Source organism: Thalassobius vesicularis (genome assembly GCF_004799325.1).
Lineage (GTDB): Bacteria > Pseudomonadota > Alphaproteobacteria > Rhodobacterales > Rhodobacteraceae > Thalassobius > Thalassobius vesicularis.
This window is the reverse complement of sequence record NZ_SSMD01000012.1, coordinates 1-21961: the sequence shown is the minus strand read 5'-3', so window position 1 is coordinate 21961 and position 21961 is coordinate 1. Positions and strand designations below refer to the sequence as shown.

The window sequence follows — 21961 nt, the reverse complement described above, 5'->3', positions numbered from 1 at the left end:
CCTCAGCCCTTCGAGAAGCTGGCAAAGCTGCGCCTTGGCCTGGGGCGGCCCACGGTTGCCGCCAGCTCCGCCTCGATCACCCGAATCCGGCGCAGCAGATCCGCCGCCGTGCCATAATCCACCGACTTGCCATCGTAGCTCACCCGCGTCGTCCCGCTGGCATAGGCCTGTTTGAGGGCCGCCAGTTCCTCCTGCGTCCAGCTCATGATCACATCCTCAAAGCCAACTGCCCCGCCGCCGGCTGACCCAGCGCCCCTCCCGTGACGTATCCTGCCGTGGGGCACGTGCGGCAGCATCGGGCCTTTGCGGCATCATCGGCGCTGCCTCAGCCGACAGCACACCCAGCTCATCCGCCAGAGCCGCCCAATGTGCCTCCGGCCAGCGATCCGCCCCGAGGATCCAGGCCGCCGCCCGCGCATAGACCCGGCAGTCCAGCGCCTCGTTGCGTTCGCGCAGTTTCTGCCACTCAAGCCTGGCGTACCCGCGCTTGTTCTTGACCGTGACCAGCTGCTCGGCCGTCAGCTGTTTGAGCCACTCGGCATCGACCCATCCGGGCAGATGCAGAAAGCCCTGCGGAAACGCCCCGGCACCGGCTCCTCCCAGCCCGGAGTTCTCCGGCGGATCGAGCCGCAGGAAGCGATAGGTCTCGGCCTTGAAGGTCGAAGTCGCCACCGACCAGAGCCGCGCCCCGCGGCGCAGCCGTTTGCCGCCCACTGTCGCATCCACATAGCTCGGCCCCGAAACCGGGCTCGAGCGGTTGAACCCCTCCAGCCCCTTGACGGGGGCCACCTGGGCAAATCCCGCCTGCCGCGCCCAGCCATACACCGCCGCCGTCTCATAACCGGTATCAATCGCCAGCTTTGCGATGCTCATCGGTGTTCCGCTCGCATGCAGCCAGCTCCGGTTCAGGAGATCCGAAAGCCCCTGCCAGCAGGCCGGCTCCCCCGGACCGCCCCCGATGACGACATGATCCACGAGCCAGCTTTCGAGCCCCCGCCCCCAGGCCCAGACATCAACTTCGATCCGGTCCTTCTGCACATCCGCCCCGGCCGTCAGGATGAGACCTCCCCCGGGCACCGTACCTGCAGGCCAGTCCTCCTTCAGCCCCTGCAGCCGCTGCCAGTCCGGCGCCTCGCCGCTTTCCATCCAGGTCTCGCCAAGCGAGGTATTGACGAAGGTTTTCATGGTCTCGTCACCACCGGCACGGGCAGACAGAAAGGCCTTCGCCATCGCCTCCAGCCGCACCCAGGGCGAATAGATTTCGTTCAGATGGAACCCCGCGGTCCCATTGAATGGTGCCGCCGCGATCCAGCGGCCCTTGGAGATCGCTGCCCAGCGGGCTTCGTCCTTCCACGCCGCATCACACTCTGCGCAGTGATACCGCGCAGTTTCCGGGCGATGGCCGCCGTTCTCGTCCTTGTCCCATTTGACCTGTCCCCAGGTCAGGATTTGTTCGTGACCACACGCGGGGCATGGCACCCAAAACCGGCGCTGGTCACTTTCCTCGAATGCCGCCTCAATCCGGCTCGCCCCCTTGTTCGTCGGCGTGGACACGAGCACAATCTTGCGGTTCCAGAATGTCACGGTCCGCTTTTTTGCGAGGTTCACCGGGTCGCCTTCAGCGCCTGCGCTGAACGGATAGCGGTCCACCTCATCGCACAAGAGGAGCCGGATCGGACGGCTCGCCAGCCCTGAGGGCGCGTTCGCCCCGACAATGGTCAGATGACCGCCCGGGAAGCGCTTGTGCAGGATCTTGTTGTTGCCATCCCGCGACTTCGGGTTGGCGATCTTGTCGCGCAGGCAGGGCGTGTCCCGCGCCATCGGCGAGAAGCGGTCCTTCGACCAGGTTTCCGCATCCCGCTCTGTGGGCATCACCACCATGATCGGCGCCGGGTCCTGATCGATGTGGTAACCGACGCAGTTATTGACCACTTCCGTCTTGCCCACCTGTGAACTGGACATGATCACAACGGTTTCGGTGGAGGCATCCGAGACCGCCTCCATGATCCCGCGCTGGTATTCGGCGCGGCTCGTGCGCCACCGCCCCGGCTCGGCGCTCGCCTCCGAACTCAGCCGCCGGTTGGCATCCGCCCAGTCACTGATTGTCAGGTCCGGCGGCGGCGTCAGCACCGCCAGGGCGCGCCGCACCGTCTGACAGAGCACCGTCCCACCCTTCAGGATCAGGACCGATACCGTCGCTTTCCTCTTCGACGCGCACATCCGCTTCCGCCATTTCTTCCAGCGCCTCGCGGATCGCCTCCCGGATCACCTCGCGCACCCCAGCCGGGCTCTCCTGCGCATGCACAACCGGTGCCAGCCGGTCCGGCAGCGCCAGAAGCCGCGTACGCAACTGCGCCAGCACCGCGATCCAGGCCGCTTCGATATCGTCCGCCGCAATCAGCGCGCCCCGTCTGGCCTCCGCTTCCATTTCTGACAGATCCGCGCGCGCCCTGATCAGCCGGGCCCGCTCAACCGCATAGTCCGGGGCCCCGGCCTGAGCCCGGACCGCCTGCTCCCGCAGATAGCGCACATAGCCACGCACAGACCCAATCAGGTCATACTGACCGCGTGTGGCTTTCGGGATCACGCCTTCCCGGCTCAGCTGCTGCACCCGCCGCTCCGAGAGATCCAGGAGCTTTGCAATCACCCCGATGGGCTGGCTCGCTGATGACATGAGATGATACGAATGCTCCGATTAAAGCCATGTTATTGCTGCTATTATACTGGATGTGCAGCCCCCGGAGAGCGAAGCTGATCCGAAGAAAACGCTGCACCCAACGGAGCCCGCCATGACCATCGCCGAACGCTACAACCTAGAAGCCGCCCGCCTGCTGCCGCACATGGCTGCCGACCTTCAGGTCGACCCCGCCATCATCAGCACGACCGAGATCGACGAGATCGTCTTCCGGCGCGGCGAGTTTCTGGGCGGCATGGCCTGCGCGATCCTCGCGATGATTGAAAAGAAGAACTGAAGAGGCACGATGATGACGAACCATCTGAACCCGATCACCACGCCCCGCCACGAACTCCGCACTGAGAAGGCGCGTAAGAACAAGGAAGCCGCACAGGCGGCCTTCATTGCAAAGAAAGCCGGGATCGACGCGATGCTTGCGCGCCTTCAGGCACTCAGCGACGAACATTTTAACTGCCACCCCGACGAGGTGGGCTGGGCGACGGTTGGCGTGCTCGACCACTACGCCGGCCTTCTGCGCCAGATCACCGACAGCGCCTTTGGCGAGGGCGAACACGCCAGTTGATGTCATCCCGCATCGCGACCTGCCCGCCTGACTGGCGGGCCTGGCCCCGTAGAAGGGCGCGCATCCTGCGTGTCCCATGACGGAAGCGACACGCATGTATCTTGTCCACGATGCCAACGGATCCCGGACCCAGATATGGGCGGTTCGGGAGGATTACGGCCACGGACCGGTTTGGGAATTCCATGTCCATGGGCTCACCCGCTCGGGCGATCCGCGCATCTGCCCTTCGCTGGCCATGGCCTGCGAACTGGCAGAGACTGATCCCGGGCCAATCCTCGACATCGCGCCGTTTCTGTCTGAACGCAAGGAAGCCGACCCCATGACCAGACGAACCAAACCCGAACCGAAAATCGACGCTTCGGCACCAACCGAAGCCAAAACCGACGCCACGCCCAAGACTCAAACGCCGCGCGAGGGCACCAAGCAGGCGACTCTGATCACCATGCTGCGCGCGAAGGATGGCGCAACCATAGAAGAGCTCAGCGCCGCCCTGCAATGGACACCGCAAACCGTGCGCGGCGCGATAGCAGGCGCGCTGAAGAAGAGGCTCGGACTCGAGGTGACCTCGGAGAAGGTCGAGGATCGGGGACGGGTTTACCGGCTTCCGGCTGCCTGACAAAAGTCGTCAGTTCGAGAACGCGTTCACTCTCATCGGCGAACGCGTCCTTGCCGAATTCTGGTAATGACGCCTTATTTTTCGTCCGGGAGCCTCTGCCACCATTGGTTCCAAGATGTGACAGTTTTCCCAGATCGGCTTTTCGTCGCAGGACTGAACCGCTTTTGGTACTGGGCTCCATCGAAATCGACGATGTCCTTCGAACGCGCCTTCGGAAACGCCATATCCAGCTTTCTGTTCAGTAGTTCCTGATCCGAGTAAGGTATGAGACCCTGCGCCTTCAGGCTTTCAGTAACTCGCCTGACTTCCATGCGAGCCCCATTAATGCGTGTGTGATACTTTTCAGGATTGCCCGAGGTATCCAAACCGTCTCGCTCTTCGAGGCGTTCAAGATGCTCTTTAGCCTGCTCCAAACCTTCTAAAGTTTCAGGGTATTCGTTGAACACTAGCGCTCCTATCAACCGTCCAGATGTTGGCATGTTAATAATTGGAGTCGCGTCATTCGAGCAAGTACATCGCAAGAAATCCACCCGGGCTGTCTATCCTTCTGTGCCCATCCGGATCGCCTCGAACACCTGCCGCAGGGCGAACGAACGCACTGTCGACACCACGGTGAACAACGCGCCCATCTTCAGGTTTTGCGCCAGCGTCGTGTGAAGCCCGAAGATCGGGAAGATCAGGATTTGCGCGATAACCGCAACTCCATAGCCCACGATCACGTTGGCGACGGCCTCGACCAGAGACATGAGACGGGACTGCTTCATGCCGCCTCGCGCTCAGCTTTCAGGTCACCGAAGGATTGCTCGCCTCCATCAAGAAAGGCCTGCTTCCCGGTGAATTTCTGCCAGCGCTCGACAGCCACATCGACATAGGCTGGGTTCAGCTCGATACCAAGGCAGACGCGGCCCGTGGTCTCGGCAGCAATCAGCGTCGTCCCCGATCCCATGAAGGGCTCATAAATCGCCTGACCCGGGCTCGAATTATTCAGGATCGGACGGCGCATACATTCGACCGGCTTTTGGGTGCCATGCACCGTCTTTGCGTCCTGGTCCTTGTTCGGGATCTGCCACAGCGTCGTCTGCTTGCGATCCCCCGCCCAATGACCCTTGCCGGTCTTTTTGACAGCATACCAGGCCGGTTCATGCTGCCAGTGATAATCCCCCCGGCTCAGAACCAGCCGCTCCTTGGCCCAGATGATCTGGGACCGGATAGTAAAGCCGCAGGCTTCGAGGCTTTCGGCCACCGTCGCTGCGTGCAGCGCGCCGTGCCAGACATAAGCGACATCCCCGGGAAACAGCGCCCAAGCCTCGCGCCAGTCGGCCCGGTCGTCATTCAGCACCTTACCGGTGCGTTTGGTCCTGGCAGCCCCAGACTGGTTGCGCCAGCTCGGGTCGTATTCAACTCCATAGGGTGGATCTGTGCACATCAACAGCGGTTTTACTGTCCCAAGCACCCTCTCCACATCCGTGACCACGGTGCTGTCGCCGCAGAGCAAACGGTGCGGGCCCATGACCCACAGATCTCCCGGCCGGCTGACCGGATCCTCAGGCGCGTCGGGAATGTCATCTTCCCCCTCCTGCGCACCGGCATCCTCGTCAAGGCCGCGCATCAGGGCGTTCAGCTCGTCATCGCTGAAGCCCGTCAGCCCGAGATCGAACTCGGCCTCCAGCAGATCCCCAAGCTCAAGCCCGAGCAGATCCTTGTCCCATTCGGCATTCTCACCTGAGCGGTTGTCCATGATCCGGAACGCCCGGGCCTGCGCTTCGCTCAACCCCTTCGCCAGATGCACCGGCACCGTAGTCAGCCCGAGCTGCCGCGCTGCCAGCAGCCGGGTATGCCCGGCCAGCACCACCATCGCTTCATCCACCACGATGGGCTGGCGCCAGCCGAACTCCGCAATCGACGCCGCCACCGTGGCAACCGCCTTTTCGTTGTGGCGCGGGTTGCGCGCATAGGGAATGATCTGCTCAAGCGGCAGGTCGACGACGTCCATGGTGATGTCCTGATCTTTGTCCCGAAGCGAACCGAAGCTCCGCGAAAGCGAAACGGCTTTGGCTGCCAAACCGAAATGGGGTCGCCCCCCTCGTTTCGGTTCAGAGGGTGTTTGAAGAGCCCTCAGGCCCTTGTTTTGTTATGTCAGCGCTCAAAGCGAAACGAAACGGGTATTTTTTAGGGTGTGACTGGGAAAGCGCCGCGCTGCGCCCCCCCGAATACGTTGGTCGCCGGGAAGGACCCGTTAATTATCAACAGCTTGCGTGTCTCGCAAAATCGACCGGAGAGAGTTTGTTCCGCCAACCGATACCCATCTGTACCCCCGGAAACCTGTTCAGACCAGCCGGTCTCACCCGGCCACACGACAACCATCTTATCGTTTCTATAGCCTCTCGCCGGGCATCTGTCACAGCTTGCAGTGTCTCACCGGAAACTGTCTCGCAGGAGCGAACAGGGTTGACAGGACGACGGACAGGTCACGGTGCAATCGGAACCATGAGCTTTCCGAGCCAGGCACCGAACTCGTCCTCTGAGAGAAGGCTGGACGCCAGATCTTCCATTGCCCTGACACCATCGAGCGGATCAGGCCGCAAGCCGAAGCCATTCAGCCGCAGGAACGTGGCCGACGTGACGAAAGCCGTGCGCTTGTTGCCATCAACGAACGCATGCGCCTTTGCAATACCGAAGGCATAGGCGGCAGCCACCTCCTCCAGACCGGGCTTGCCATAGGCAGCCTTGTTGCGCGGCCGCTCGAGAGCGCCCTCCAGCAACCCGATATCCCGAAGTCCGGCCGCGCCGCCATGCCGTGCGATCTGGCGATCATGAATGATCACGACCGCCTGCAGCGGCACCCAGATCAGATTGCTCACGCCAGAGCCTGAAGCATATCGCGGTTTTCATCCATTACGATCTGGGCAGCCGCCAGGGCCGCGGCCAGCTCAGGGTTCTGCGGCGTGATTTTCAGACTGCCATCATCTCCGCGCACCAGATAAACGGTGTCACCTTCCCGCGCATCCAAAGCGGCAAGCATTTCAGCAGACAGCGTGACCACGGCAGAATTGCCGACTTTGCGAATTCGGGTTTCGAACATGATTACCCCCTATGAGCATACAATGGTATATACGTCCATGCCTGAAAAGGTCAAGGTCGAGGTGCCGCGCCATTCCGGTACGGCGCCACCATCAGGCTGTCCGCTCGATCACATATTCCATCGACCGCCATGAGTTGCGTCAGCTCCAGAGGTGGGACAGGCGGCAACGAGGCCAGCACAAAGGTCCGGACGCGCTCACCGCCAGCGCTTGTTTCAACGAACTGATCCAGCCTCTGGTTCTGCCCGCACGTCTTCGCGGCAACCTATAATTGGCCCACCCTCTTACTAAAGAATAGAGGGAAAAGCCTGAATAACGGATCGTCCCTGTTAAAACTTACCGAGTCCGTTCAATCACGTATTCCATCGACCGCTTCTTCGGTGGCACCATGCCATTGAGCCGCCAGACGATCACAGCCAGACCATATTCGTGCCGCCGGTTGGCGGTGGCCCGGCTGATCCCCTGCTCCCAGCAGATCCCCTTCCAAGGCTTGCGGTTCGCGCGTGCCCAGAGGATCTGACCAATGTCCTTGTCCACCCAGCGCAGCCAGAGCATCGCCTCGTCGGCCTCGGTGATCATGCGCGGTGATGGCAGCGGGCGCTTGAGTTTTGCCTCCTGCCCCACCTGATCGGCGAAGCTGTGGAGATAAGCCGGCCAGGTGCTGATATAGCCCTGCGGGCGAACCGGCGGCAGAGCACGCATCACTTCTGCAGCCAGATCCAGCCGATCGGCCACACGGGCACGGGTCCAGTCAGTCATCGCTCACCTCCCCGTCCCGCCGGCCATAGAGCTTTTCTCCGAGCTGACGGACCAGTTCCCGTTCCGGCCAGCTCAGCCGGTGATCATCGATGCTGACCGCCAGAACGCCCTGTTCCTGCCAGCCATCGCGCTTGACCTCGTCGGGGCTGCGGCGATGACCGCCGTAGCCTCTGGGCGTGAACCGCATGCCCATCAGCCCAGCCCTCCCTTGCTTTCCAGCGCCCAGAGCAGGATGGCAATGGCATCCGCTTCATTGTCGTCAGCTGGGTGGAAACCACGGGCGCGTGCCGCGTCGATCATCGCCTGTTTGGAGGCATTCCCCTTGCCAGTGGCATGGAGTTTGATGGTGCCCACCGGCACACCCTGATACGGGATGCCCCGTAGTTCAGCCCAGGCCGTCAGCGTGGCCATCAGACCACCATAGACGTGGCTTGCATCGGTCCCTGCGTGGCGGCGCACCTCTTCAAAGTAAATCGCTTCTACCGGCCCGGACAGCCGGTCAAGCTCGGTCAGCCAGTTGGTGAAGCGCAGGTAGCGCATGCCACCGCCATCGTAGCGACCGGGCCTGAAGCTGACAGTGCCGCTGGTGATCAGCCCGTCATAGCCGCGGATCGCCCAGCCGGTTGCGGTGCCCAGATCGAGGGCAAGGATGGTGCGGACACTGCCAGCGGTTTGCGGCAGTGCGTTGGTCGGGATCTCTTCTTGTGTGTTCATGGTGAAGGCTCACGAGTTCGAGTGGGCCTTCGGCTTTGGTCAAGGGCAAATTAACCTGCCGCAGAGTGACAGACAAGGAAAACCGCAGGGCAAGTGATACACTTTCGGACCGTTCAGTTTTGTCCCAACCTCCTCGTCTCGTCCCAACCTCGAGCAGAGGTCGGGACGGAATTTAGTTAATTATTATCAACAGCATAAGCAATATTGTCCCAACCTGTCCTCGTCCCAACCCCTCCCCTACCTTTTTCATATAGCGTGTAGGTTTTCCCGGTGGTTCCATACTCCACATACAAAGTAAGCAAAAAGGTTGGGACAAAAGGGGGGAGGTTGGGACGACGTTGAAATCAAACGGGAAATTCTCGTCCCAACCCCTTGCTGAGGTTAGGACGAGGTTGGGACAAACATGAGGGTTGGGACAAACGGAACGGAACCCAGGTTTGGCGGAAAAAACGAAAGCGGTTCAGAAAAGTTTATTCTCAATCAAGCCCGAACACCTTGCATGGTGTTTTTCATGGCCGCCATGCCAGCATCCACTGAAAAAACAGCCAATCATACTACCCTGACACCTCTTGCCAGACTGCCAACGGCGGCTCTCCGAACCTCCTCCGCGTCCTGCGAAATGCATTCCCATGGTTGCGAAGAGATATTTTCGCACTTATCAAAAGTAGTCATAAAACCAGATCGGAGGAGAGAATCGTGTGCGCAAAGGTCTGATAGTACTTGGAATTACCGCTGCACTTTCCGGATGTGGCACGACCTATGTTTTGCCTGACCTGGACGAAAGCTCTGCGTCCCGCGCCCAGACAATGTTCCAGCAGGCGAAGAACGACACCAACAGGTCGCAGGCTTCCAAAAACGTTGCCGAGGGGCGCTTCAGGCGTGTCGCCGCACGGGTTGCCCCCGTGGCGGAAAAACTCTGCGCTCAGGAAACTGCGGAACGACAGGGTTTCGACTGCAAGGTTTCGATCCAGATCGATCGCGAGATGAAAGAGCGCAACGCATATTTCACCTATGTGAAGGAAAAACCTGTCATCCGGTTGTCCATGCCCATCCTGCAGGATGCCGAAAGCGATCACGAAGTCGCCTTCATTATGAGCCATGAATATGGGCATCTGATTGGCCGCCACATCGAGAAGCAGAAGCAGCAAGCCCTGGTGGGGGCGATCATTCTTGGTGCGATTACCGCATATGCGAATTCGCAATCGGCGGCAGCGGGTCAGTATTACGATCCGAATGCGATTGACCGGAACATGCAGATCGGCGCGGCCGCGGGCAGCATGGCTTACTCGCAGTCCTATGAGCTGGAAAGCGATACCCTTGGGACGCGCATCGCTGCGGCGGCCGGATACGACCCGGTCAAGGGTGCCAAATTCTTCGCCCGGCCCGAAAAAGCCCGGACGGAGGCTGGCAAACTCAGCTTCTGGGGCACCCATCCGCCGGATGAAAAACGACTGGCCACCGTGATCGCTGTAGACGATCAGATCAGGCAGCGACAGGCCCTGGAGAGACGCAAGTAATACCACGCAGCCCCCGGATTAAGGTTCGGGGGCAACGTCATTCTGTGCGCTCAGCGCCATCCGCCGCTGGCAATTTGATCCGGAGCCTTTCAATGCACTTCTTTGCTGAAGATCTGCTTGCTCATCTTCTCGAAGCAACACCTCTGCCGACCATTCAGGCACCCCGAGATTCACGGGGCCTCTATGGTCTCATCGATCCCTTGGTCGATCTTCCCAGTTCTGGATAAGAAAGAGGCGGCATTCTACCGATCCGGCGGCGAGTGTCCGCATATCAAGCAAAACGCACATCCAGAAAAATAAAACGCTACAATCAAAGAGACTTAGATGAACGCAAACAAAATAGTTCTAAAAGAGGGTGTCAATATCGGACAAAATGGCGCCGAGCACGATGATGAATTTCTTTTTAAATGTTTCGTAGACCATCCATCATACAGCGATCTAATCGACACAAACAGCCCAAGCACATTTTTGCTGGGAAGCACTGGGGCTGGAAAAACTGCCATCCTAAGAATGATGGGGCGGAATTTGGAGAATTGCTCTGAATTGATCGTCCACGATATGGCTATGAACCATATTGCAAACAGCGATACAATTGCATTTCTCCAAGGACTAGATGTTGATCTGACTCTATTTTTTCAAGCTCTGTGGAAGCATGTTTTTTGTATCGAATACATACGCATCGCATTAGAGGCGCCTAGTAAAGACCAGTTTAGATTTAAGATATCGAAAATCTTTGATGCGATAACACGCAGCAAACAGCGAGAGAAACTCGAAAAGTTTGTTAACGATCATGAGGACCAGTTTTGGAATACTGTTGACGAGAACGTGATTGAACTTTCCGATTCACTTGAACGTGAATTTAGCACCAACTTTGGCGGCGAAATGAAGAAATTTGTCGGGAAAGCTGGCTATCTTCACAGCCTCGGAAGTCAGCAGAAAGTCCAACTACAACAGAGAGCTAAAAAGTTTTTGAACGACATAACCATATCTGAATTACCCACTGTAATCTCTGCACTCTCAGATTATACGCGCGACCGGCAAGATAAATTCTATATTACAGTCGATGGGCTGGACGAGCACTGGGTTGATGACGATATAAAATTTCAACTGCTTCAATCGCTGTTTGAGTGCCTAAAAAGCTTAAAAAAACTGAGAAATTTTCAAGTCGCCGTTGCTTTGCGAAATGATCTGTACATTCGCATGGTACAGGAAACACCGTCATCCCAACGTCAGATTGAAAAATATGAAGACCTGATCATACGGTTAAGGTGGTCGAAGTCGCAACTTCGAACTTTGGCTGAAAAACGAATTAGAGAACTATTTAGGTGGAAATACTCTTCCGAAAATGTTTCATTTGACGATGTCTTCAAACAATACCCCGACACACGCACTGCACCTTGGGAGTATCTCGTCGCGCGCACACTGAACCGGCCGCGAGATGTAATAAACTTTATCAACTTGGCCTTACAAGCTGCAGAGGGAAAATCAGCGGTAAGTAAAAATGCATTCTTGCGAGGAGAATCTAACTACTCCAACCTTCGACACGAAACATTAATCCACGAATGGTCAGGAACCTTCCCGGCAATTAGTGAAGTAATTGAAATTCTAAGAGGAAAACCAGCTTATCGTAGTGCTTCAGAATTGATGCACAGCAAGCTTCTGGAAGAACTATACGATGCGCTTGGTAAAAAATCCGATTGCCATAACGACGACCTATGGAAGAAATTGGTCGATTATGTCAACGGCAATATAAACCTTGAGGCTGCCGAGCTGGCGCAAGAGGCTCTTTATCGACTTCATTTGATTGGAGCAATTGGATTAAAATTGAGAGAGGATCGCCCTTGGGATTGGATCTATGATTCCGCTCGCCCAGTTTCACCACACCAGATTGAAGCCTCTACCAAGTTTAGCGTTCACCCAATGCTTTTTGCAGCTCTTGGAATAAGAAAATGACAAAATTTTTATTTCGCGATATCTCTGCGGCGAAACAAACTGAAAAGATTGAGCCGTCTACTCACACGGAGAATAGCTACTGAAAGATATTCAGCCATCGGCTTGTCACCTCCGATACCGCCACTCCCGCGCCGTTTTGCCATCAACGACGTCATACGTCCGGTACCGTTCCCATCCGTTTTTCTTCAGGTACCCGGACACGCGCATCTGATCGACACGGTTCCAGCGCGCTGGCTCAATCCCGATGGCTTCTTCAAGGATTTCCCCGACAGAGACATCCCCCAGCGGCTCGCGACGCAGCACGCTTTCCCGCCGGGGCGGATCAAAGGAGGAGAAGCTGTCGCCGACGACCCGGATTTCATGGGTGAGCCAGCGATCGATCAGCCCATCCCAGGCATCGGACTGGTATCGCTTGTCCTGCTCGTCGCGCGCAGCTTTGAGCAGATCCCGGTCTTCCAGCCACCAGATGGCCCCGGCCCTGAAGCGGGCCACAGCCTCGGCCCAGAGCTGATCGCGATCCCGGCGGAGCGCCTCGATGTCGATCTCGCCGCAGCGGATCGGCCAGAAGCGGCGGTTGCCGGTTTCATCGCGCAGGTAGGTGTCAGGATTTACGGTGCCGGCAAAGACGCACTGGCGCCTGATCTCGACGGTGTGGCGACCATAAGGGGGGCGGAACCGGTCAGTGGTGCGCGTGAGGAAGGCCTTGATCCGCGAGACCTCGGCCCGGCCGATGGCATCGAGCTCGGCAATCTCCACGATCCAGACCCCCTGCATGTGAATGGCCGCATCCTTGGAGCCCAGATCGGGCAGCTCGTCGGTAAACCAGTCCTCCCCGGCAAGGATCTTCAGCGCTGTGGATTTACGCGCGCCCTGTTGACCTTCAAGGATCAGCATGTGGTCGGCTTTCACACCGGGACGACAAATGCGCGCGACCGCCGAGATCAGCCAGAGGCTGCCCATCGCGTGGCTCAGATCGGTGGGCTCTGCCCCGAGATAGCGGCTGGTCCAGGTCTCGATACGGGGCACGCCATCCCATTGCAGCAGATCGAGATAGGCGCGCACCGGATGAATGCGATGTTCGCGTGCGACGGCACCCACCGAGCGCCCCACGACCAGCGGTGCAACATTGACCTCCCGATGCTGCAGCCATTCTGCCAGCCGGATGTCGTCGCTGTCCTCCCAGGGCCGCGGGCAATCGGTTTCTGCCTCCTCCCAGGGCATGGGACGCAGCACCACCACCTCCTGGCGGAACTCGTCAAAGGCGATTGCACCAGCGAAGGCCGGGTCGGAACCGAGCGCGATGATGACATTGGCCTCATTGCGTTCGGGCGTGCCGGAAAGGTCCAGCCGCAACCGGCTGGCCCAGGCGGGGCGCGCCACCGGTTTCAAAAGATCGCCGGAGCTGTTGAGCCGGCGCCGCAGCACACCGAGTTGCTTATCGAGGATCGACATGGCGATGCCCGTGCGGGCCTTGATCAGCGACAGCACATGGCGCTCTTCCATCGGCTCGAGCCGCGCCATGACAACGCGCCCCATGAGGCTTCCGAGATCCGTCAGATCGGGCGGGTTCGTCAGCGCCTCTGTCGCAGCGGCCAGCGCCCCGGCCGGGTGTTCCGGGTCGGGCGCCGCAGCAGTGACCGCAGGCTGAACATCCGGCACAAACGCCCCAATATCGTAATCGGGTTTCAGGGCCCCTTTGAGCAGATCGTCGTTGAAGTCATCGCCATGCAGCGGAGCAACAATCCCGTTCGGGATATCCGCCCTGTTCAGGCGGTCCGACAAACCGGCCGCAGCCTGACGCCCGGCGGCGCCCGCATCGGCAAAGATCGTGACGCGCCGCGTGCCTTCGGGCCATTGGAACCGCGCCACGCCATCGGCGGAAAGTGCCGCCCAGACCGGAATGCCGAATATCGCCCGGGCTGCGAGCGCCGTCTCGATCCCCTCGGCAACGCCAAGATGCCCGTCCTCCGCCATCGGAAGGAGCCGCACGGCTGCTCCGCCAACAGATCCCAGCATCTTCTTGCCAGCCGGCGCCTTACCGCTGCCGTCATCGAGCAGGAAGGTACGGTGCAGGCCACCGGCAGCTTCGCCATTGGCCAGACGCGGGATCGCCACCATGCCCGGCCAGCCACGTCGGCTGTCATAATCTGTCAGATCGGGATGGAAGAGCAGGTCCGGTGACCGGGGGGCGGCCAGCCCCCGCGACTGCAGGTAGGCCTGCGCCACACTGCCTGCCAATGGGGCACAGCCATCGAGGATCCGGCGGATTTCCAGGCTGTGGTCAGGGCGTCGCGGTGCATCCGGCCTCCCCGGCACGTCGCGCGCCATCTGCGCCAGCCGGGCCGCTTCCTCATAGAGCCGCCCGTCACACAGGCCCGTGGCATGATAAATGAGGTCGATCGGCCCCGCGCGCTCGCCCGTGGCAAAATCAAATCCCCAGCCCGCATAAGGCCCGTCGAGATGGATGAGACAGGAGCCCTCGGCGCGGGCACGGCGCCCCGACAGATCCGCGCAGCGCAGGGCGCGCCGGTCATGGGTCAGCCGTGCCTCGGGAAACAGCCCCGGCAGCCAGTCACGGGCTGTCGCCGCCAGCCTGTCCCGGACGACACCCAGATCAGGGCGGGCTGAGGGCACGTAGACATCGTTGAGATCAATCACCGGGACGCACCTCAGGCGAGGAGTACCAGGCCACGCTCGGCCCGGGTGATGGCTGTGTAAAGCCAGCGGCGGCGGTCGGTCTCGCTGCGCCCCAACCCATCATCCCAGACAATCACATTCTCCCATTGCGACCCCTGAGCCTTGTGCGCCGTGATTGCCCAGCCGAATGTCGCCTCGGTCAGGTGCTTCTTCTCCTTCCAGTCCCGGTCATGGCGATTCCGGTCGAAGGACAGATGGTCCTCAAAATGCCCCTTGTAGAGGCGCAGACGGCCCGGCCCGCCCCTGGCGTCCGGGGCCCCGACATGGCGGCCGTCCTCATCACGGACGATCGCAGAGAAGTACTGGCTGCCCTCGTCGACTATGTCCTCAAGCGAGATGAACATGCCGTTGATGAGCCCGAGATCATTCTGGTTCTTCAGGCAGATGATCTTTTCCGCAGGCCCCGAGGGCAGCATGCCCCCTGCCAGCCCTGCCGCCGCACGCATCGCATTGTTCAGCTGCAGACGCGTTGCGTTCATCCCGCAGATGAGCTGCCCACCCCGCAGGGCCTGATCCGGCGTGATGTCGCCCTTGCGCATCCGGGCGACATGGGCGTCATAGCGGCCAAAGCCGATCGGCCGGCCTTCGCGCGCCATGGTGGCCAGGCGAATGATCGCGCTCCCGGCTGCCTGACGGTGGATCTCCGTCAGCATGATGTCGGGCTCCACATTGGTGAAGGCGCCCTCGCCTTTGATCGGCGGCAATTGCCCCGGATCCCCCAGCACCAGAATGGGTTTGCGGAAGCTCATCAGATCACGCGCCATGTCTTCCCCCACCATCGATACCTCATCGAGCACGATCAGCCGCGCATCCGCCGCATCGCTCTGCGGGTTCAGCGCAAAGCGCGGTTTCTTCATCGCCGAAAGCGCCTGACGCATTGCCTCGATCCCGGCCTCGGCAGCGGTACGGTCAAACCCGCTCAGGGTCCGGATGCTCACTTCGGCCTCGCGCAGCTTCTGCGCCGCGGCCTCAATCTCCTCTTCCGTCGCCTCCGCCACGGAATAGATCAGGCTGTGGATCGTGCGCGCGGGCGTTCCCTTGCGGCTCAGAACCAGCGCCGCCTTGCCGGTAAAGGTCGCCGTGACAACACCGGGCACACAGATCCCGTCCCGTGCGCTGCGGTGAGGCGAAAGGCCCAGCTCCCCGAGGGCGAACCTGAGAACCGTGGATTTGCCGCTGCCGGCATAGCCAAACAACCGGAACACCTGCTGGTCGTGCGTGCGGGTTTCGAACCAGGTTCTGATCGCCCGCATAGCCGCCGCCTGTTGCGCCGATGGGGTAAAGCTGGTCATGCGTCCCTCCAGCATCGCTTTGCCCAGGCACAGGGCGGGTGCCAGTGCCCCGCCGCCATTCCACCTTTGCAGACAACCGATGTGGGCGCGGCCGCTTCACGCGGCAGCAAGTCCTGCGTCTGCGACGCCCGGACGACCGTGACCGCCCGATCACTCATCTGCTGCGCAAGAGCGGCATCGAATGGCACCAGCTCGGCATAGAGTTCCATCGTGTCGCGGTTGAGCGCGGTAAAGAGCGCCGGATGGGGCAGATCGAGATAGGCCTGATAAAGCGCGATCTGCGCCGCATAGACCGGCTTTGACACCGCAACACCCCGTTTGACCGTATCCTTCCAGCTCGACGCTCCAAGCGCCTTGGTCTCCCAGAGCGCCGGATAGTCCATGGCAACCGGACCGCTGACCAGACAGCCGTCGATATGCCCTTTGAACCGCCCTCCCAGAGCGGAGAACCCGAACTGGCGCCCATCAGCGCGTTCGGTGCGCAGATCAAACCCGGCCAGCCGCAGCCAGCCCGCCACCATATCCTCGCCGCGATGGCCCGCTTCGAATATCCTCAGCGTCTTCGGGGCGAACTCCTGCCCCTCGTCTTTCGGCACCGCCAGGAAGTCATACTGGATCTGACGCAGGCAGGCGCGTCCCAACCCCGAGGAGCTGACATAGGTCCGGGGTCGCTCAGCACCATTGCGCGACCGCAGTGCGGTGTCGATGACAGCCCCCAGGGATGTGGTGATGTCGGGAAGGGGTGCGGGCGGCCCATACTGCGCGCCTGAGCCGTGGTTCAGGTCAATCATGGTGCACCTCAAAAGGGGATAGGGTCGTCAGGCACGCGGCCATCGCGCTCAGATCGCGCGCCCTGCGCCTGCATACTCGCGATGTAGCCGGTGACCGCCGCCTCGATCAGCTGATCGATCTCGGCAGCCGTGCGGTCAAAGAACGGCGCCATCAGGCCGAGCGCCGTCAGCGCTTCGGCAAAATCCTTGCGGGCATCGCGAATGGCCTGTGCCTCGCGGGCGGTTTTATCAATCATGCCAAAGCTCCTCCGGGCAAGGTCCGCGCCAATGGACTGACACCGGCGCGAACAGAAACGATGGAAAGGGTGGCGAGACCGCTCAAGGCGCAGGCAGAACCCGAAGCCCCGGGCCTCCCGGCCGCAAATCGCGCAGACGCCGGGGCTCACCCCATCAGCAGGTTTTCCAGATCGGGATGCCGGCCCGGGTCGTCCCGGATCCGGCGCGAAGCCAGGACGATGAAGCGGCTGATGGCCACCGACGCCATGGCGTCGAGATCCCCCAGCCGCAGGCTTGCGATGGGCCGGTCCAGCCGCCCGCGGGCCTCGAGCCATGTGCCGATCTCCTTTGCCGCTTCGCGCGTCACATGCGCCTGCCACTCATCCGGGCTCATAGGCTCAGCTGTTCAGCCAGGCCGGGGCTCCGCCCGGGGGTGCGGCCGGCGCGGCACTTTCCGGCTGTGACCCAGCTGCAGGGCTCTGCGGCGCCCCGGACCATCCGCCCTGTGCCGGGGACGATGCACCCCAGGCCGGCGGCACCTGAGCCGCGGCTTTGCGCGGCGGTGCATTGACCGGCTCGGGCGCCACCGTTTCCCCGCGCATGATCGCCCCATAAGCGGGCTCATTGGGCAGCACGATATTGGCGATCTTGTTGCTGTCGCGGTAGTTCGGATTGTCCGAGGCCTCCACCATGAGGCGCGCGGCAAAGATGATCCCGTCAAGCTGCTTCAGCCCGCCGATCACGCGCTTTGCCCGCGCCCCTTCGCTCATATCGTCAGGGCTGAGCCCAAGCGCGCTGTCGACCATCGCCCGGAAGGCGCTTTTCGAGATGTTCCAGCCTTTCGACTGGCCTTTTTCATCGAGCTTGCCCCCGGCAACCGTGTAGTTCTGCCAGAACTTGCGCCGCGCCCAGGGCCCCTCGGTCACGGTGAATTCGCAATCGAGCATCTTCGCATCGCTGTGCGGCGAGGCTTTCAGAAGACCCGCATCCAGTGCGCTCGCGCCATTGGCCCCGCCGGGGCGCAGTTTCATCATCACTTTTGCAAAGGTGCCATCGGGGATCAGCTCCCCCATCGGCGCCATTTGCGGCGCGGCATCATTCAGATCGTAACTCATCGGAGGTATCCTTTCCGGTTCAGACAGAAGTGCTGTGAGTGGTGAGGGCTGCGGCCGGCGCGCCCCGCCCGTCAATCCTGGCCAGCAGCGCAGAGAGGTCTGGCGGCTCGGTCATATCGAGCCGTCCCGAGCGGTCCTTCGCGGGCAGCCCCCAGGGATTACCGGAGGTGCAGACCAGACGGCGTTCGGCAGATTGTTCGTCGAGCACCCAGCCGCCCTCGGCATCCCGGCCAAAAAGCTGCATCGAGATGACCTGATCGACGATCCCCGGCAACTCACGCCCCGCCTTGGATCCTTCCATCTGCGGCACCCAGGCGGAGGCGCCGAACTCGTCGGTCACCTTCTCCAGCACCCCCACGAAGATCACGGTCTTGCCGCGGGCGTGCTGCAGATGCTTGAGCGCCTGGATCACCTCGCGGCCCAGAAGCCCGTAGGCCCCGCGGATATCCGGTTTGCCGGTCCGGTCCGAGAACGCCTCCGGCTGCTGTTTCGCCCAGGCCATCGCCTGGCGCGTCAGATCGGTGATGCTGTCGACGAAGATGATCGTCCGTTTCTTCAGGAACTCCTCAATCCCGCTTTCGGCAAATGCCTTCTGCACATGGGCAAAGTGCCCGGCGCTGTAAAAGCCATCCGCCGGCTGAGACGGATCGGCGCCTCCGATCAGGACCACAAGATCGCGGAAGTCGCTGAAGCTGCGGATCGGGATGCTCGGCCCCCGCCAGTCCTGCACGGATTTCATACCCGCTTCGAGATCAAGACAGACAGCCTTGTCCGCGGGCAGCGTCCGGATCAGCGTGGTCTTGCCCACACCCGGCGGACCGAACACCGCCAGCGATGTCTTGTTTTCAGATGCCGACAATCGTTCGTCGGCGGTGATGATGCGCAATGCCATGGCGCTCTCCTTGAGATGACAGAAAGATCTGCAGCGGCGGGGGGTGACCGGGCGCCGAAGGGGAGCCTGCCCAGCCTCGCGGTCCGGGCGTCCCCGCCGCCGCATTCAGGGGGTCTTCACCGGCTCGAGCCGGAAGCTCGCCTTGCCGGATCCGACCCTGCGCGCAGGCTCGAACCCCTTGCGCCAGGCTTCGGGCAGAGCGCTGTATTTGCGCTCCGCAACGGTCAGCTTCGTGTCGATGAACTCGGCCGGATCATCCCCGGCCGCAGCGATGCTGGCAGCGATCCCGGCAAGCTTGTCCTGGTCCCAGTCCACCCGTTTGGACAGATCGGCCACCACGGCATAATCGCCATCCACAAGCCGGACCGTGCCGGTGTCTTTGCCACAGGCGCGCCGCGCCTCGGCCGCACGGGTGGCATAGCGCACCTCGAGCGCCGTGCCGAACCGCGCCGTGGCCGCCTTCAGCTGTTTGCCGGCATGCTCCAGCTCCGCCTGCAGCGCAGCCAGCAGTTCCACCGGCACCTGCGCCAGCTCGCCCGCGGGCAAACTGAGCATCTCGTTCACACCCGGAATATTGTGGGGATAGGTCATTGAGGTCTCCTGTACTTGAATGGATCAGCCGGCCGTCACGAGGTCGGCAACACGCACAGCCGCGGCACCCCTGCGGGGGCGGGCAATGGCGAGATAGGAAAAGCGGTCCGGTCCGAGACGCTGCTGCACGAGATGCACCCGGCCTGCGTCCGACAACCGGCAGGCCGCCGCCGCAACCGCCCGCAGGCGGTTCAGCTCCTCCCCGCGCAATCGCGACAGGGCCTCCGCGACATCGACCACAAGAAAGCCGGTGTGATAGGCCAGCCGCGCACCGGGCCCGGCCGCCTCGGCCCAGGCCAGCAGCGTGATATCCGACAGCGCCCCCTGCCCTTCGCCCCGCCCGGTCATGACAGCCTCGCGCGCAGGCATCCTGCCGGCTGGCGCAGCTGCGCCTGTTCATGGGCCAGCACATCCTCCAGCCGGTAGATGATCCGGCCACCTATTTTCATGAAGGCGGGACCCTCGCCGGTCCAGCGCCAGCGCTCCAGCGTCCGGTGGGATATCGTCCAGCGCCGTGCGAGCTCTTTTTGGGTGAAGCAGATCTTCTCTTGCATCGTCGTCTCCAGATCGGTGTTGGAGACAGAGTGCAAAACTCCGCTGTGGGATGTCGTCAGGACCGTCGGGGGATGCAGAGGGGGATGTCCCCGTGCCCGCCGCCAAAGGCCAAAACGCAAAGAGGGGGATGCTCATCCCCCTCTGTCCCCCGCCCGTCTGCAGTTTCATCCCCTTGCCAGGGGACGACATCAGAGCATCAGTCGATGCCAAGCCTGTAATTGCCGCGCCGGTCCGACTGAATCAGCGCCCGCCAGTTGCTCTTGGATTTGAACACATCGGCCATCCGAAGACTCTTCGAGCCGGCTTCCGACAGGATCAGCTTGCCATTCTGCCAGGGCTGCCCCGCCAGGGCTCTGTCGTGCAACACCCGCACCACAGCAGCCTGAATCGGCCCGAACTGGAACCTGCACCCGTTGCAGCGCACCTCGGAATAGTCATGTGAGGCGATGAACGCCCGATCCTCAGGCTGACCGCCAGAACTGAAGCCCGCCTTCAACTCAAAGCGATCCCGCTCATCCCGCCGCAGTACAAGATCCCCGATCACCGCGTAATGCGCATCCACTGCCCCCCAAAGGGTCACATAGTCCGACTGCCCCTCCCGGAACTCGCTCAGATATGCCTCCCCGGCGCGATAAATCCGGAACACATCACTGGCATGAAGATCAAGAAGTCCGCTGTAGCAATACCGCTCCGTCGGTATCCGGTGCACCCGCCCGCTGCCGTCTTCCGCAAATTCCCCGAATTCCAGCGGCAGACCATAGACCCGGATCGACAGACGCAGTTCGTCATTCTCTGCCAGATAGACAAGATCCTCCTCCGGAATGGACCACCGCTTCAGGATTTCTTCCACGGAAAAATATGCCTTTTCGATGTCCATCTGCCCTCCGGACTCCCACCCATTTGTTTATGATTTGTTCTAACCTCTTGACGGATTCGGCGCAATCCTATCTTATCCAAACTAATCCACAGACCCTTGGGGATAAGATGACCGGACATCACACGCTCGCAGACCGCCTGCAGGCCCGCACCAGCCAGCTCGGGCTGAACCCGGCCCATGTCGCCGAGATGGCCGGCGTGAACCGGTCCTTTGTCTATGACATCCTGCGCGGCCGCTCGACACGCCCGGGCCTGGATCGCCTGGCCGAAGTGGCCCGTGTCCTGAAGGTCGAACTTGACTGGCTGATCCATGGGATCGGCGATGTCGAAGGCACCTCCCCGTTCATGGAGAACCCCGATGAGACCTTCGTCTCGATCACCCATGCCGGTGTGCGCCCTGCCATGGGCGGTGGGGCTGTCGTCCTTGAGGACCACGAGACGCCGGGTCGCGCCTACCACTTCCGGAAATCCTGGATCAAACAAAGCCTGAGAGCCTCGCCCTCCCAACTGCGCATCATGAAGGTGGAAGGCGACAGCATGGAACCGACGCTTTTTGACGGCGATACCGTGCTCGTTGACATGGACCGCAAGGCCCCAAACCCGCCAGGCATCTTCGTTCTGGATGATGGCATGGGCTTGGTCGCGAAGCGCTTACAGCATGTTCCGAATAGCGATCCGCCGGCAGTCCGCGTGATCTCGGACAACAAGCATTATCCGGAGTATGAGCGCACGGCGGATGAAATCGTCATCATCGGCCGTATTCGCTGGTTCGCGCGGGAGATTTGAAGTGATCGAGTTCCGGTCCCTTGCTGACGACGAGCCCTCCCTCAGCTATTCGCCGCTCTTGCGCGGGATTTTGAAAACCTTCACCTACGTCGATGAAAACGGTTCTATCGGCCTTACCCCGTCGAACGCCTTCAAGCGCAACTTTGTACACTGGGCTGCGCGCGAATTCGACTGGCCTGGCCATACCGAGGCTGACCTCTTTGCCGTGAACAAGGTCCTGAACGAGCAGGACTTCATGCCGCTCGTGGATATTC

General features: G+C 61.1%; 28 protein-coding genes and 1 pseudogene. 7 read left to right on the top strand and 22 right to left on the bottom strand.

The features are described 5' to 3' along the window. Window positions 1–2 precede the first annotated feature (2 nt). Genes E7681_RS17905 through E7681_RS19000 form a run of 3 tightly spaced genes read right to left on the bottom strand, consistent with a single transcriptional unit; the run spans window position 3 to window position 2611 of the window. The gene (locus E7681_RS17905) at window positions 3–206 is read right to left on the bottom strand and encodes a phage head-tail joining protein (protein ID WP_136340630.1); all 204 of its coding nucleotides are present in this window, start codon (window positions 204–206) and stop codon (window positions 3–5) included. Between the two features lie 10 nt (window positions 207–216). After that, a complete protein-coding gene (locus E7681_RS17900) occupies window positions 217–2130 on the bottom strand; it encodes a phage terminase large subunit family protein (protein ID WP_246032541.1) in 1914 nt (637 codons plus the stop codon). Continuing rightward, complete coding sequence (locus tag E7681_RS19000) at window positions 2096–2611, bottom strand: terminase small subunit, Nu1 (RefSeq protein ID WP_246032538.1); 516 nt, start codon at window positions 2609–2611, stop codon at window positions 2096–2098. The genes E7681_RS17900 and E7681_RS19000 overlap by 35 nt, the downstream gene beginning before the upstream one ends. Window positions 2612–2789: 178 nt before the next feature. Between E7681_RS19000 and E7681_RS18910 the strand changes: the two genes are divergently transcribed. The 3 genes from E7681_RS18910 to E7681_RS17885 all read left to right on the top strand — a co-directional run bounded on the left by E7681_RS18910 (window position 2790) and on the right by E7681_RS17885 (window position 3873). Further along, window positions 2790–2972, top strand: a complete 183-nt coding sequence (locus E7681_RS18910; protein ID WP_168733248.1) for a hypothetical protein — start codon at window positions 2790–2792, stop codon at window positions 2970–2972. Between the two features lie 12 nt (window positions 2973–2984). Next, window positions 2985–3257, top strand: coding sequence for a hypothetical protein (locus E7681_RS17890; RefSeq protein ID WP_136340663.1), 273 nt, complete (start codon window positions 2985–2987; stop codon window positions 3255–3257). Between the two features lie 76 nt (window positions 3258–3333). Beyond that, window positions 3334–3873, top strand: a complete 540-nt coding sequence (locus E7681_RS17885) for a DUF3489 domain-containing protein (protein WP_136340628.1) — start codon at window positions 3334–3336, stop codon at window positions 3871–3873. 74 nt (window positions 3874–3947) lie between these two features. Here E7681_RS17885 and E7681_RS17880 read toward each other — a convergent pair whose 3' ends face one another. The 8 genes from E7681_RS17880 to E7681_RS17845 form a co-directional block, all read right to left on the bottom strand. Next, complete coding sequence (locus tag E7681_RS17880; RefSeq protein ID WP_136340627.1) at window positions 3948–4319, bottom strand: hypothetical protein; 372 nt, start codon at window positions 4317–4319, stop codon at window positions 3948–3950. 93 nt (window positions 4320–4412) lie between these two features. Next, on the bottom strand, window positions 4413–4637 hold the full coding sequence (locus tag E7681_RS17875) for a DUF7220 family protein (RefSeq protein ID WP_136340626.1): 225 nt from the start codon (window positions 4635–4637) through the stop codon (window positions 4413–4415). After that, window positions 4634–5866, bottom strand: coding sequence for a DNA modification methylase (locus tag E7681_RS17870; RefSeq protein WP_136340625.1), 1233 nt, complete (start codon window positions 5864–5866; stop codon window positions 4634–4636). Before E7681_RS17870 ends, E7681_RS17875 begins: the two co-directional genes overlap by 4 nt. Window positions 5867–6341: 475 nt before the next feature. Further along, on the bottom strand, window positions 6342–6734 hold the full coding sequence (locus E7681_RS17865) for a type II toxin-antitoxin system death-on-curing family toxin (protein WP_136340624.1): 393 nt from the start codon (window positions 6732–6734) through the stop codon (window positions 6342–6344). Then, a complete protein-coding gene (locus E7681_RS17860; protein WP_136340623.1) occupies window positions 6731–6955 on the bottom strand; it encodes an AbrB/MazE/SpoVT family DNA-binding domain-containing protein in 225 nt (74 codons plus the stop codon). Before E7681_RS17860 ends, E7681_RS17865 begins: the two co-directional genes overlap by 4 nt. 334 nt (window positions 6956–7289) lie before the next feature. Further along, window positions 7290–7712, bottom strand: a complete 423-nt coding sequence (locus E7681_RS17855) for a DUF6362 family protein (RefSeq protein ID WP_136340622.1) — start codon at window positions 7710–7712, stop codon at window positions 7290–7292. After that, a complete protein-coding gene (locus tag E7681_RS17850) occupies window positions 7705–7899 on the bottom strand; it encodes a hypothetical protein (protein ID WP_136340621.1) in 195 nt (64 codons plus the stop codon). Before E7681_RS17850 ends, E7681_RS17855 begins: the two co-directional genes overlap by 8 nt. 5 nt (window positions 7900–7904) lie before the next feature. Next, window positions 7905–8426, bottom strand: coding sequence for a crossover junction endodeoxyribonuclease RuvC (locus E7681_RS17845; protein ID WP_211089828.1), 522 nt, complete (start codon window positions 8424–8426; stop codon window positions 7905–7907). Between the two features lie 806 nt (window positions 8427–9232). Between E7681_RS17845 and E7681_RS17840 the strand changes: the two genes are divergently transcribed. Further along, window positions 9233–9943 carry a M48 family metalloprotease gene (locus tag E7681_RS17840; RefSeq protein ID WP_136340620.1) on the top strand — a complete coding sequence of 237 codons (711 nt, stop codon included), beginning with the start codon at window positions 9233–9235 and terminating at the stop codon, window positions 9941–9943. A 324-nt stretch (window positions 9944–10267) separates the two neighbouring features. Next, entirely contained in the window at window positions 10268–11896 is a 1629-nt protein-coding gene (locus E7681_RS17835) for a P-loop ATPase, Sll1717 family (RefSeq protein WP_136340619.1), read from the top strand. 105 nt (window positions 11897–12001) lie between these two features. Here the strand turns inward: E7681_RS17835 and E7681_RS17830 are convergent, their stop codons facing one another. The 11 genes from E7681_RS17830 to E7681_RS17780 form a co-directional block, all read right to left on the bottom strand. After that, a complete protein-coding gene (locus E7681_RS17830) occupies window positions 12002–14554 on the bottom strand; it encodes a VapE domain-containing protein (protein ID WP_136340618.1) in 2553 nt (850 codons plus the stop codon). A gap of 11 nt (window positions 14555–14565) precedes the next feature. Beyond that, window positions 14566–15885 (bottom strand): ATP-dependent DNA helicase, encoded by a 1320-nt coding sequence (locus E7681_RS17825; protein WP_136340617.1) that lies wholly within the window; start codon window positions 15883–15885, stop codon window positions 14566–14568. Further along, window positions 15882–16676, bottom strand: a complete 795-nt coding sequence (locus E7681_RS17820) for a hypothetical protein (protein WP_136340616.1) — start codon at window positions 16674–16676, stop codon at window positions 15882–15884. Before E7681_RS17820 ends, E7681_RS17825 begins: the two co-directional genes overlap by 4 nt. A gap of 8 nt (window positions 16677–16684) precedes the next feature. Beyond that, the gene (locus tag E7681_RS18995; protein WP_211089827.1) at window positions 16685–16912 is read right to left on the bottom strand and encodes a DUF6511 domain-containing protein; all 228 of its coding nucleotides are present in this window, start codon (window positions 16910–16912) and stop codon (window positions 16685–16687) included. 146 nt (window positions 16913–17058) lie between these two features. After that, complete coding sequence (locus E7681_RS17810; RefSeq protein WP_136340615.1) at window positions 17059–17286, bottom strand: hypothetical protein; 228 nt, start codon at window positions 17284–17286, stop codon at window positions 17059–17061. 4 nt (window positions 17287–17290) lie between these two features. Beyond that, window positions 17291–18007 carry a hypothetical protein gene (locus tag E7681_RS17805; RefSeq protein ID WP_136340614.1) on the bottom strand — a complete coding sequence of 239 codons (717 nt, stop codon included), beginning with the start codon at window positions 18005–18007 and terminating at the stop codon, window positions 17291–17293. Window positions 18008–18026: 19 nt separating this feature from the next. Continuing rightward, window positions 18027–18899 (bottom strand): ATP-binding protein, encoded by an 873-nt coding sequence (locus E7681_RS17800; RefSeq protein WP_136340613.1) that lies wholly within the window; start codon window positions 18897–18899, stop codon window positions 18027–18029. Window positions 18900–19004: 105 nt separating this feature from the next. Next, entirely contained in the window at window positions 19005–19490 is a 486-nt protein-coding gene (locus E7681_RS17795) for a hypothetical protein (RefSeq protein WP_136340612.1), read from the bottom strand. A 24-nt stretch (window positions 19491–19514) separates the two neighbouring features. Further along, window positions 19515–19859, bottom strand: a complete 345-nt coding sequence (locus tag E7681_RS17790; protein ID WP_168733246.1) for a hypothetical protein — start codon at window positions 19857–19859, stop codon at window positions 19515–19517. Continuing rightward, a complete protein-coding gene (locus E7681_RS17785; protein WP_136340610.1) occupies window positions 19835–20044 on the bottom strand; it encodes a helix-turn-helix transcriptional regulator in 210 nt (69 codons plus the stop codon). Before E7681_RS17785 ends, E7681_RS17790 begins: the two co-directional genes overlap by 25 nt. Window positions 20045–20241: 197 nt before the next feature. After that, the gene (locus E7681_RS17780) at window positions 20242–20922 is read right to left on the bottom strand and encodes a hypothetical protein (RefSeq protein WP_136340609.1); all 681 of its coding nucleotides are present in this window, start codon (window positions 20920–20922) and stop codon (window positions 20242–20244) included. A 107-nt stretch (window positions 20923–21029) separates the two neighbouring features. On the opposite strand from E7681_RS17780, the gene E7681_RS17775 reads away from it, so the two are divergent. Then, the gene (locus tag E7681_RS17775; RefSeq protein WP_136340608.1) at window positions 21030–21707 is read left to right on the top strand and encodes an XRE family transcriptional regulator; all 678 of its coding nucleotides are present in this window, start codon (window positions 21030–21032) and stop codon (window positions 21705–21707) included. Between the two features lies 1 nt (window position 21708). After that, window positions 21709–21961, top strand: a pseudogene (locus E7681_RS17770) (hypothetical protein); the annotation flags it as partial.